This is a genomic window from Mycobacterium sp. E796, from assembly GCF_001672815.1.
In the GTDB taxonomy this organism is placed as follows: domain Bacteria; phylum Actinomycetota; class Actinomycetes; order Mycobacteriales; family Mycobacteriaceae; genus Mycobacterium.
The window spans coordinates 1-10,980 of the sequence record NZ_LZKK01000164.1; the positions used below are offsets into that span (position 1 = coordinate 1).

Below are 10,980 nucleotides of genomic sequence, written 5' to 3' on the forward strand. Positions count from 1 at the left end.
ACCGTCGCGGTCGATCTGCGGCAAGACTGGCCGGCCGCGCTGCGGGAGGCCGGGCACGACACGACGGCGCCGACCGCGTCGATGAAGTAATCGTCGAAATACTTGGTGCGCACCGCCATTCCGTCGGCCATCGCCTGCATGCGCGCCGGCGACGCGTTCTCGAACGCGTCAAGGTCGAGTTCGCCGTCCAGCATCTTGGTGAACAGATCCACCCCGACCGCGCGCACCAATGGCTCGGCGAACGGGTCGTTGATCAGGCCGCGGGGGTCCCTCGTCGCCATGGCGCGGGCCGCCGCGACCATCGTCGCGGTGACGCCAACGCTGGAGGCCAGATCCCAGTTGTCGTCATGAGCGCGTGGCATAGGCGAAACCCTACTTGAAGGTCGCGGCCACGTAACTCAAGTCGCCGAAGGCGGCCGCCATCGCGTCCTCGGGAAACTCAAAGCCGTTGCTGGCGTACAACTCCCGGGCCGGGTAGGCCGTCACCTGCCAGCCGTGGGTCTTGAGGTAGTCGACGACGACGTTGCGCTCGCCCCGGTAGAAAAGGTCGGCCGCGTTGAGGTTGAAACCGAAGCGCTGCCAGCGCTCGGAGATGCGCTGCAACCGCTCGTCGGTGAACGCGTTTGGGTCCGAGACGTGTTCGGTGGCCAGCCGGCTGCCCGGCGCGCTGAGCGCCGTGATGTGGTCGAACAGCCGGTCCTGTGCGTCGGGCGGCAGGTAGGGCAGCAGGCCCTCGGCGCTCCACGCGGTCGGTTGGGTGACGTCAAATCCGCCTCGGGCCAACGCGGCCGGCCAGTCGTCGCGCAGGTCGACGGCGATCGTGCGGTGCTCTGCGGTGGGGGTGGCGCCGAGGTTGGCCAGCGTGCCGGTCTTGAACGCGATGACCTGGGGCTGGTCGATCTCGTAGACCACCGTGCCGTCCGGCCACGGCAATCGGTAGGCCCTGGTGTCGAGGCCGGAGGCCAGGATCACCGCCTGCCGCACACCGTCGGCGGTGGCGCCGGTGAAGAAGTCGTCGAAGAACCTGGTGCGCACCGTGATCTGCTCGCGCCGGGTCTTCCGGTTGAACAGCGCGTCGTCCTCGAAATCGATCTCGCCGTCGATGATGCGGATGAACGGGTCCAGCCCCACGGCGCGGACCAGGGGATCGGCGAACGGGTCGTCGAGCAGCGCATCGGGTCCCTGTGACGCCACCGCGCGGGAGGCCGCGACCATGGTGGCCGTCGCGCCCACGCTGGACGCCGGTCCCCAGCTGTCACCCTCGGTGCGGCCCTCACTCATGGGTGCCGCTCACGTAGAGCACGTCGCCCATGCGGGTGTCGTCTCCCTCCAGGGGCGGAAGGTCATTGGCCGCGAACAGCTCTCGGATGCTGATGCCTTCCAGCGCCCAACCACGGTCCCTCAGGTAGGGAGCCGCCTCGTTGCGCTCCCCGAAGTAGACCAGCCCCGCCATGTCCAGCTCGAAGCCGTGCGCACGCCAGCGCTCGGAGATCCGCTGCATGCGCTCCTTCAGCTTCTCCTCGTCGCCGGGCTCTGGGCTGGGCGCGCTTTCCGTCGCCAGCCGGCTGCCCGGAGCGCTGAGTTCGGTGATCGTGTCCAGCAGGCGGTCCTGCGCCTCCGGGGGCAGGTAGCCGAGCAGGCCCTCGGCGCTCCACGCGGTCGGCCGCGTCGGGTCGAATCCGGCGGCGCGCAGCGCGGCGGGCCAGTCGTCGCGCAGGTCGACGGCCACCACCCGCCGGTAAGCGGTCGGGGCGGCGCCCAGCTCGGCCAGCGTTCGCGACTTGAACTCGATGACCTGCGGCTGGTCGACCTCGTAGACCACGGTCCCGGCCGGCCAGTCCAACCGGTACGCGCGCGAGTCCAGCCCCGAGGCCAGGATCACGACCTGCTTGACGCCGGCCTGGGTCGCATTCAGGAAGAACTCGTCGAAGAACTTAGTGCGCACGGCCATGTTGTCGGCCATCCGGGACATCGCCCCGGTCGACCCGTTCGCGCCGTCGTGCACGTCGTTCAGGTCGCCCGGATCCACCTCGCCGGTCGCCAGCCGGGTGAGCAGGTCGACACCGACGGCCCGGACCAGCGGCTCGGCGAACGGGTCGTCGATCAGCGGACGATCGGCACGGCTCGCCACGGCGCGGGCCGCCGCGACCATCGTCGCGGTCACCCCGACGCTGGATGCCAGGTCCCAGGTGTCGCCTTCATACCTGGTGGAAGTCATGGTCTGCCCCTATTCGGACGTAGTTAATCTAATATTTAGCCGATATAACAAGCTTCTCCCACTGTACGCTTCCCGCAATTCGCGGCAACCTTGACGAATGGCGAACGCAGCACCCTTCGAGGCGGCGGGAAAGCGGGTGCTGATCACGGGTGCCTCGTCCGGACTGGGCGCGGCCCTGGCCCGGCGATTGGCGGGGCGAGGGGCGGTGGTGGGACTGATCGCCCGCCGCCGGGATCGCCTGGCCGAGGTGCTGGCGGACTGCCGGCGGACCTCGCCGGAATCGGCGATGTGGGTGGCCGACCTGGCGGACAGTTCCGCGCTGCGGGAGCTGGCGCTGCGGGCGTGGGACGGGCTCGGCGGCGTCGACGTGCTGATCAACAACGCCGCGATCCCGAAGCGGCGCCCGGTCGCGGCCCTGGATCCCGGGGAGGTCGAGGACGTCATGCGGATCAACTTCTTCGCCCCGATGCGCCTCACGCTGGCCCTGCTGCCGCGGATGCTGGCGCGCGGGTCCGGCCTGATCGTCAACGTCTCCAGCGTCGGCGGCCGGCTCGGCATCATCCACGAAACCGCTTATTGTGCAAGCAAATTCGCGCTGTGCGGTTGGAGCGAGGCGATGGCCGTCGACCTGCACGGTAGTGGGATTGCGGTGAAGCTGATCGAGCCGGGGCCCGTCGACACCGAGATCTGGGATCACCCGGGCAGCGAGGAGCCGCTCTACCAGGGGCCGAAGGTGCCCGCCGACGAGGTGGCCGAGGGCATCATCGAGGCACTGGCCGGCGAGACGTTCGAGCATTACGTTCCGGACATGAAAGCGGTAGTGGACGCGAAGAACGCCGACGTCGACGCGTTCATCGCCGGTGTCGCAGGAATGGCTCCGCGATGAGGGCGCTGGTGTACGGCGTGCCGCCGGAGCCGTCGCCGGGACCCGACGACGCACTGACCCACAGCCCGGTCGCACTGCGGGAAGTCGCGGATCCGCAACTGCCGCACGAGGATTGGGTGCTCACCCGGCCGCGGCTGACCGGAATCTGCGGGTCGGACTCCAAGCAGATCCTGATGGACTTCGGCGAGGCCGACGCGGACAACGCCATGTCCGCCTTCTGTTCTTTTCCGCAAGTCATGGGCCACGAGGTGGTCGCCGACGTGGTGGCGATGGGGCCCAAGGCCCGGGGGCTGGAGGTGGGCCAGCGGGTGGTGCTCAACCCGTGGCTGTCCTGCGGCCCGCGCGGCATCGAACCGCCCTGTCCCGCTTGCGAAAGCGGTGACTACAGCCTGTGCTGGAGCTTCACCGACGGCGACATCAAGCCCGGCATCCACACCGGGGTGTCGGCCGACGTGACCGGTGGCTACGCCGACCTGATGCCCGCCCACGACAGCATGCTCTTTGCAGTTCCCGATTCCGTGCCCGACGAGCTCGCGGTGTTCGCCGACCCGTTCTCGGTGTCCCTGCACGCGATCACCCGTCATCCGCCGCCGCCCTCGGGCCGGGCGCTGGTGTACGGGGCCGGCTCGCTGGGGTTGTGCGCGGTCACGATCCTGCGGGCGCTCTACCCCGACGTGGCCGTCGCGGTGGTGGCGCGGTTCGAGGCCCAGAAGGAATTGGCCCGCCGGTTCGGCGCGGCGCTGGTGGTGGACCACGAGCCGCGCCTGGCGGTCATCGAGGAACTGGTCGCGTGGGGCGGCGGCCGGTTGCGCCAGCCGCTGCTGGGCCTGCCGATGGCCTATCCGGGGGCGCTCGACGTCGTCTACGACACCGTCGGCAAGCCCGAGACGTTCGAGGTCGGGGTGCGGGTGCTGCGCGCCCGCGGCACCCTGGTGAAGGCCGGCGTGCACGCGCCCGGGCGGTGGGAGTGGAGTCCCTTGTATTTCAAGGAGATCGCCCTCGTGGGGTCGAACGCCTTCGGGGTCGAGGAGGTCGACGGCGAGCGCCGCCACGCCATCGCCCACTACCTGGATTTGGCCGCCGCCGGCCGGGTGGACCTGCGTCCCATGCTGACCCACACCTTCGGCCTCGAGCAGTGGCGCGAGGCCTTCCTGGCGATCGCCAACCAGGCCGACAGCGGCGCCGTCAAGGTCGCGTTCGACCAGCGCTAGGCACGATGTAGCGCACTCCGTGAATCGCGATATCGACGGCGCGTTCGACCGCGGCGCGCAGCTGTTGGCCTTCGGCGCCTTCTTGTAGGCACACAAGCGCAGCGGCGATCGCCGCCCCCATGACCGAGCCGATGACGGCGGCGGCGGCCGCCGGATCGAGCGTGTCGGAATACGCGCGCTGCAGCGCCTCGGCGAGCTGAGTTTCGGCCATGAAGTAGCGGTGCAGCGTGGCCGCTTGGACCGCCGGAACCGCCATTATCATCGGCAGCCGAACCGCGGCCAGGCCCCCGTCGACTTCCTCGGTGAGGGCATCGGCCAGCATGTGCTGCATGGCTGCCACGAGGACCTCGGGCATCGGGTTGTCGGGTCCTTGTCGTTCGATCAGTTCCACCGCGGCTTCGATCCTGCGGGAGAGGTGAGGGAACAGGACCTCGTCCTTGCTCGCGAAGTAGTTGAAGAATGTCTTCGTGGAAACCCCTGCGGCGGAGGTGATCTCGGCGACCGTCGTCTCCTCGTAGCCTTTCTCCTCGAACAGCCGCATGGCGGCGCGGATCAGCTCGCGCCTGGTCTGTTGTCGCTTGCGTTCCCGCAGGCCGATCTCGTCGGTTGTCATAGGCCCTTCCGATTTATTACATCTGATGTAATCTTATACCAAATGTAAACATGTCCGAAGTGGCGGGTCGGAGAAGAGCATGCAGCGGTTTAAGGACGCGGTGGCGATTGTCACCGGCGGGGGCATGGGTTTGGGTGAGGCGTTGTGCGAGGAGCTCGGCAGCCGGGGCGCCAAGGTCGTGGTCGCCGATATCGACGACGAGGCCGCATGTCTGGTGGCGGCGCACCTGAAACAGATCGGCGTGCCGGCGCGCGGCGTGTGCGTCGATGTAGCGGACCCGGCCGCGGTGGCAGCGCTGATCGAGAGCACGGTGGCTGAATACGGACGTGTCGACTACATGATCAACAATGCCGGCATCGCGATCGGCGGCGATTCGCGCGACCTCTCGATGCAGCAGTGGCGTCACGTGCTCGACGTCGACCTACTCGGCGTGGTGTACGGGACGGTGCACGCGTATCAGGTCATGACTCGCCAGGGTCACGGGCACATCGTCAACATTTCGTCGCTGAGTGGGCTGGTTCCCCAGCCGGGCAACGCCCCCTACTGCACGAGCAAGCATGGGATCGTGGGGCTTTCGCTTTCGCTGCGGGCGGAGGGAGCGGACCTCGGCGTAAAGGTCAGCGCCGCATGCCCTGGCGACATGAAGACGAGAATCTACGACAACATGGTCGTGGTCAACATGCCGCGCGAGCGGGTGGCGACGTTGAGTCGACGCACTCACTACCTGATGCCTCAGATGAGCGCCCCGGCCGCCGCCCGCGCAATACTGCGCGGCGTGGAACGCAACCGGCCGCTGATCGTGTTTCCCGCTGCGGTTCAGGTCATTTGGCACGTGTACCGCAGGTGGCCGGGCCTGTTCTATCGAATAAATGTCCACCGCATGAGGTTGTTCCGCGGCCTTCGGGTTGATCAGGGGCGCGTGGCGCGGTAGTAGTTCAACCGCCCGAGGACGCGGTGCGGCGTCGACGCAACCTCGGCGCAGTCGAATCCGGCCGCGTTCAGCAGTCGGGGAATCGCGTCGCCGAGGTTGCCGGCCGCGTGGGGGTTGCGCCTGATGAGCCGCGTCAACAGGCCGTGCTCGGCGGTAATGTCGCCGCCGATGTCGACCAGGTGTAGCCGGCCGCCCGGACGCAGCACGCGGAAGATTTCCCCCGCGGCGGCGGATTTCGCGTCTTCGTTGATGTGGTGCAGCATCATCGAGGACAGCACCCGGTCGAATTCGCCGTCGGCGTAAGGCAGTCGCTCGGCGTAGCCCTGTTCGAAGCGGATGTCTTTGAGCCCAACGCCCTTGCGCCGCGCCCGCTCGAGTGCGCGGGGATCGGGGTCGGATCCCGTGACGTCGACGGCGGGGTGGGCACGTTTGACGCGGGCGGTGAGATTGCCGGTGCCGCAGCCGATTTCCAGCACCCGCTGGCCGTCGGCGAGTTCGGCCTGCGCGATCAGCGCGTCGTAGACCTTCGGCATGCCGAGCAGGCGGGCGAACAGGTCGTAGCAGGGCAGCAGCGCGTCGTGGCCCGCGGCGGGCAGGTAGTCATGTGGATGATGTTTCGTCATAGAGTTCATGATGAAGCGCTAGTTGGCTTCATAATTGGCCGATCTTCGACAAAACTAGGACTATTTTCGCACCATGACCCAGCCAGCTCGGATGGTCCGGCATCGCAGGGGCGTGCCTATCTACGCATATCGGACCGATCCGGACACCCCTCCGGTTTCGGTGCTGCGGGCCAGTCGCGAAGACCTGCCGGAGCAGGGCCGACACATTCACGACTTTCCGGCGCTCTGGTACAGCCCTGGTCCGGGCTGCGTGTATGTGCTGGCGGCGGGTGAGGTCATCGACCCCGCCCAGGTTGTGGGTCGTATCGATGTCGGGGTCGGGGTCTTCTTCGATCCCGCGGCGCTGGGCGAGGACGGGCGATCGCCGTGGCCGGCGTGGCGGGCGCATCCGCTGCTGTTCCCGTTCCTGCACGGCCGATCCGGGGGACTGCTGCGGCTGGAGGTGCCCGCGCACCGGCGGCCGGCGTGGCAGGGTGCCATCGCGTCGATCGAGACCGAATTGACCGCGCGCCAAGAGGGTTACCAGCAGGCGGCGCTGGCGCATCTCACGCTGCTGCTGATCGACCTCTCCCGGCTGGTGGTCGACGTGGTCGGCGACCTGCGGCGCAGCGGCGAGCCACTGCTGGCCGAGGTGTTCGAGGTGATCGACCGTCGCCACGCCGAGCCGTTGTCGCTGCGCGACGTGGCGGGCGAACTCGGCATCACGCCGGGACACCTGACCACCGTGGTGCGGCGCCGCACCGGGCGCACCGTGCAGGAGTGGATCATCGAGCGCCGGATGGCCGAGGCCCGGACGTTGCTCACCGAAACCGATCTGCCGATCGCGGAGGTCGCCGGCCGCGTCGGGATCGGCGACCCGGGCTATTTCAGCAGGCTCTTCCGCCGCACGCACGGCACCTCACCCCGCGCGTGGCGCGGTTCAAACCGCTAGTGCCCCAGGTGATCCCATGATGGGCAGGTCGATCGGGGTGATGACGCCCGGCGGCGCCTCGCACAGGAACGGTATGGCGTTGACCGCCGCAACGGCGGTGCTGTCCATCAACACGGTCATCACGTCTTGGCCGGGCTCGCCGAATCGGATCGTCGCGTCGACGCGTGGTTGGCCCTCGATCACCACGCTGAAACCCTTGGGGTCGGTCCATTTCGGGTCGAGCGCGTCGTCGCTCATGGTCCAGCAGATGGCCAGCTCGACCACCGGACGGCCGCCGCGAAAGCCGCGATAGGTGCGGCGCTGGCCCCCGGCGGTGCCGGCGGCGTAGTCCACCCAGCCCAGGTTCAGATCCCGGGTCAGCACCGCGGGCTCGACGAATGCGTCCTTGGAGTCGAGCTCGGTGCCCAGCATGGTGGCGATCATGTCCAATGTCTCGAAGTAGCCCAGGCCATATCGTTGCGTCCCGGGGTCCAGGTGCGTCACCGGCTCCCGGGGCGTTTTCCCGAATCCGAGCACCTTCCACACGTCCTGGACGGGATAGGTTGTGCAGTCCAGCGTTTCGACGAGCTTGACGCTGCGGACCGTTCGGCAGGCGCCGGTGAGGAATCCGGCGACGACGTTGATGAAGCCCGGCTCGAACCCCGTTCCCAAGAAGGTCGCACCGCCCTGTCGCGCCGCCTGCTGCAGCACGGGGAGCTCGGTCGGGTGATGGGTGCCGGTCACGAAATCACCCGTGGTGACGACGTTGATGCCGGCGCGCAGCATCCTTTCCACCAGGTCGTAGTCGATGGCACGGGGCATGTAGTTCACGCAATCCGGTTTCAGCGCGATCAACGCGTCGACGTCGTCGGTCGCGGCGACACCGACCGGGGCCTGGCCCGCCAGCTCGCCGGCGTCGCGGCCCACCTTGTCCGAGCCGAAGGCGTGGACGCCCACCACCTCGAAGTCGTCGCGGTCCAGCAGGACGCCGAGGGCGCGAGTGCCGATGTTGCCGGTCGACCATTGGACTACGCGGTACGCCATGGCTCACACCGTATCGATGTCGAGCCAGTCCTCGACGTCGAATCGGTCGGCCACCGCGCGGATGGTGGCGCCCCCGTGGCCCGGGTAGTGCGCGGGTATCACCGCGGCCTTCGCGCCGACGGCCTCGGTGAAGATCCGGCGGCGGGTCACCGCGGCCGCCGGCGCGTCGACGTCGAAGGCGCAGGCGTCGGCGGGCCGGCGCAGTTGCAGTGGGCTGTGGGTGAGGTCGCCGACGAAGACGGCGGGCCGGCCAGCGTCGAGCCACAGCACCGAGGAGCCCGGCGTGTGCCCGGCGGCGGGCCGCAGTCGCAGCGACGGGCTGATCTGGCAGTCGTCCGACCACAGGACGAGCTGACCCGCCTCGGCGATGGGCGCGACGCTGTCCGCGAACACCAGCCGATCACCGGGCTGCCCGCCCGCCGGCCCGTCGGGGGAGAAGTGGCAGTAGTCGGCGGCCGGCACCAGGTATCGGGCGTTGGGGAACGTCGGCACCCAGGCGCCGTCCTCGAGCATCGTGTTCCACCCGACGTGATCGGAGTGAATGTGCGTGTTGACCACGACGTCGACGGCATCGCGGTCCACGGCCGCGGCCGCCAGCGCCGCCAGGAACCCGGTGTTGAGGTGGTCCAGCGGTGGCATGTGCGGGCGCTCGCGATCGTTGCCGACGCCGGTGTCCACCACGACGGTCAGCCCGTCGACCTCGATGACCCAGCTCTGGACCGCGATGTGCCACTTGTCCGTCGCGGGGTCGAAGAAGTCGGGCACCAGCAGGTCGGCGTTGTCCCGCCATCCTGACGGCGGCGTCTGCGGGAAACAGTGGGCGCCCAGGTCGAATTGCAGTTCCAGCACGCGCGTCACGGTCGCGTGACCGAACCGGATCGGGCGCATCTAGGCGTTGGCGCGCAGGTAGCCGTACACGCCGGCGAAGTTGCGGTTCACCTCGTCGGGGATGGGCACGGGGCCACCGAGAGCCCTTGCCCCCCAGACGATTTGGGCGGTCCGCTCGACCAGGGCGGTGATGTGCAGGGCCTTGTCGGGCCGCGGCCCCACCGCCACCAGGCCGTGGTTGGCGATCAGCGCGGCACCCCGGCCCTCGAGCGCCTTGACCGCGTTGGTGCCGACCTCGGGCGTGCCGGACGCGGCGTAGTCGGCGCAGCGGACTTCCCCGCCGCAGTAGACGGCGAACTCGTCGATGCACGCCGGAATCCGTTGGTGGGCAATGGCGAACATGGTCGCCCACACCGGGTGGCTGTGGATCACGCTGCCGATGTCGTCGAAGGCCTGGTAGCACGCCAGGTGCAGCTTCGCCTCCGACGACGGGAACCGGCCCTCGGCGGCGTGCCGCACCTCGCCCTGCGGGTCGATCAGCACCAGGTCGTCCAGCTGCATGTCGCGGTAGTCGACCGACGACGGGGTGATGACGATGTTGCCGTCGGAGCGGCGCGCCGAGATGTTGCCGGCGGTGCCCTCGACCAGGCCGCGGCGCAGCATGTCCTTGGCCGCGTCCAGAACGGCGTCCTCGGCGTTGGTGACGGATTTCATGGGCCCAGCACCTCCGGGTTGACGATATGGGTGGGCGTCTCGCCGCTCAGCAGGGCTTCCAGGTCGTCGGCCACCATCAGCGCCTGCCGGGCCTCAGTGTTCCACGTGGCGCCCCCGATGTGGGGCGTCAGCACGACATTGGGCATGGAAGTCAACGGGTGATCGGCCGGCAGCCATTCGCCGACGAAGTGGTCCAGGCCCGCTGCGGCCACCTTGCCGCCGCGCAGCGCGTCGACGAGCGCGTCGGTGTCGTGCAGCTGCGCCCGGGCGGTGTTGAGGAAGACGACGCCGTCGCGCATGGCCGCGAACTGCTGCGCGCCGATCATGCCGGCGGTGTCCTCGGTGACGGGCGCGTGCAGGGACACCACGTCGGCCTCGGCGAGCAGTTCGTCCAGGCCGTGACGGGCCTCGTCGTTGTACGGGTCGTGCGCGATCACCCGCATGCCCAGCCCGGCCAGCCGCCACCGGGTGGCCCGGCCGACAGCGCCGAGGCCCACCAGCCCGGCGGTGCGCCCGGCGATCTCCCAGCCGCGGAACCGCTGATACGGAATGCTGCCGTCGCGAAAGATGTTGCCGCCCCGTACATCCGCGTCGGCCGTCAGGAGGTGCCGGGTCGCGGCCAGCAGCAGCGCCACCGCCATCTCGGCGACCGCGTCGGCGTTGCGGGCCGGGGTGTTCAGCACCGGGATGCCGGCCGCGGTGGCCCCGTCGATGTCCACGTTGTTCGGGTCGCCCCGGGTGGACGCTATTGCGATCAGGCCCTGCTCGAACACCGGGCCGCGCACCGAGTCGCCTTCCACCACAACGATATCGGCGGACTCGGCCGCGATCCGCTCGGCCAGTTGCTCGGGGCTGTAGACCCGCAGCGGGGTCTGCTCGATCCAGGGGTCGTACACCACGTCGGCCAGCTGCCGGAGCTTGTCGAACCCCGGCCCCCGCAGCGGCGCGGTCACCAGGGCACGCGGTCTCGATGTCACAGACGCCAATGCTGGCGTACGGTGA

13 protein-coding genes and 1 pseudogene are annotated in these 10,980 nt (G+C 69.0%); 5 read left to right on the forward strand and 9 right to left on the reverse strand.

The features are described from left to right. The first annotated feature begins 15 nt into the window (after nucleotides 1–15). Entirely contained in the window at nucleotides 16–90 is a 75-nt protein-coding gene (locus tag A5706_RS33590; protein ID WP_369831851.1) for a hypothetical protein, read from the forward strand. Here A5706_RS33590 and A5706_RS34250 read toward each other — a convergent pair. The 3 genes and pseudogenes from A5706_RS34250 to A5706_RS11900 all read right to left on the reverse strand — a co-directional run. Continuing rightward, nucleotides 75–362 (reverse strand): annotated as a pseudogene (locus A5706_RS34250) (class I SAM-dependent methyltransferase); the annotation flags it as partial. The gene A5706_RS33590 and the pseudogene A5706_RS34250 sit on opposite strands and share 16 nt — an antisense overlap. Nucleotides 363–372: 10 nt before the next feature. After that, nucleotides 373–1,281 carry a class I SAM-dependent methyltransferase gene (locus A5706_RS11895; protein WP_068130605.1) on the reverse strand — a complete coding sequence of 303 codons (909 nt, stop codon included), beginning with the start codon at nucleotides 1,279–1,281 and terminating at the stop codon, nucleotides 373–375. Next, the gene (locus tag A5706_RS11900) at nucleotides 1,274–2,218 is read right to left on the reverse strand and encodes a class I SAM-dependent methyltransferase (protein ID WP_068130606.1); all 945 of its coding nucleotides are present in this window, start codon (nucleotides 2,216–2,218) and stop codon (nucleotides 1,274–1,276) included. The genes A5706_RS11895 and A5706_RS11900 overlap by 8 nt, the downstream gene beginning before the upstream one ends. A 97-nt stretch (nucleotides 2,219–2,315) precedes the next feature. Between A5706_RS11900 and A5706_RS11905 the strand changes: the two genes are divergently transcribed. Continuing rightward, complete coding sequence (locus A5706_RS11905) at nucleotides 2,316–3,104, forward strand: SDR family oxidoreductase (protein ID WP_068130609.1); 789 nt, start codon at nucleotides 2,316–2,318, stop codon at nucleotides 3,102–3,104. Further along, complete coding sequence (locus tag A5706_RS11910) at nucleotides 3,101–4,315, forward strand: zinc-binding dehydrogenase (protein WP_068130612.1); 1,215 nt, start codon at nucleotides 3,101–3,103, stop codon at nucleotides 4,313–4,315. The genes A5706_RS11905 and A5706_RS11910 overlap by 4 nt, the downstream gene beginning before the upstream one ends. Here the strand turns inward: A5706_RS11910 and A5706_RS11915 are convergent. Continuing rightward, nucleotides 4,290–4,928 (reverse strand): TetR/AcrR family transcriptional regulator, encoded by a 639-nt coding sequence (locus A5706_RS11915; protein WP_068130615.1) that lies wholly within the window; start codon nucleotides 4,926–4,928, stop codon nucleotides 4,290–4,292. The genes A5706_RS11910 and A5706_RS11915 overlap by 26 nt on opposite strands. A gap of 79 nt (nucleotides 4,929–5,007) precedes the next feature. On the opposite strand from A5706_RS11915, the gene A5706_RS11920 reads away from it, so the two are divergent. Then, nucleotides 5,008–5,859, forward strand: a complete 852-nt coding sequence (locus tag A5706_RS11920; RefSeq protein ID WP_068130617.1) for an SDR family oxidoreductase — start codon at nucleotides 5,008–5,010, stop codon at nucleotides 5,857–5,859. On the opposite strand, the gene A5706_RS11925 is transcribed toward A5706_RS11920, so the two are convergent. Beyond that, complete coding sequence (locus A5706_RS11925) at nucleotides 5,838–6,482, reverse strand: class I SAM-dependent methyltransferase (protein ID WP_369831850.1); 645 nt, start codon at nucleotides 6,480–6,482, stop codon at nucleotides 5,838–5,840. The genes A5706_RS11920 and A5706_RS11925 overlap by 22 nt on opposite strands. 73 nt (nucleotides 6,483–6,555) lie before the next feature. Between A5706_RS11925 and A5706_RS11930 the strand changes: the two genes are divergently transcribed. Next, on the forward strand, nucleotides 6,556–7,413 hold the full coding sequence (locus tag A5706_RS11930) for an AraC family transcriptional regulator (RefSeq protein ID WP_068130623.1): 858 nt from the start codon (nucleotides 6,556–6,558) through the stop codon (nucleotides 7,411–7,413). Here the strand turns inward: A5706_RS11930 and A5706_RS11935 are convergent. From A5706_RS11935 to A5706_RS11950, 4 genes are read right to left on the reverse strand one after another with little or no spacing between them, the layout of a single operon-like run. Then, entirely contained in the window at nucleotides 7,402–8,436 is a 1,035-nt protein-coding gene (locus A5706_RS11935) for a dihydrodipicolinate reductase (protein WP_068130625.1), read from the reverse strand. The two genes, A5706_RS11930 and A5706_RS11935, sit on opposite strands and share 12 nt — an antisense overlap. Before the next feature lie 3 nt (nucleotides 8,437–8,439). Continuing rightward, nucleotides 8,440–9,324 (reverse strand): MBL fold metallo-hydrolase, encoded by an 885-nt coding sequence (locus tag A5706_RS11940; RefSeq protein WP_068130628.1) that lies wholly within the window; start codon nucleotides 9,322–9,324, stop codon nucleotides 8,440–8,442. Next, a complete protein-coding gene (locus A5706_RS11945; RefSeq protein WP_068130631.1) occupies nucleotides 9,325–9,978 on the reverse strand; it encodes an L-fuculose-phosphate aldolase in 654 nt (217 codons plus the stop codon). Further along, nucleotides 9,975–10,955: an NAD(P)-dependent oxidoreductase gene (locus A5706_RS11950; protein WP_068130635.1), complete on the reverse strand. Its 981-nt coding sequence runs from the start codon at nucleotides 10,953–10,955 to the stop codon at nucleotides 9,975–9,977. Before A5706_RS11950 ends, A5706_RS11945 begins: the two co-directional genes overlap by 4 nt. Between the last annotated feature and the right edge of the window lie 25 nt (nucleotides 10,956–10,980).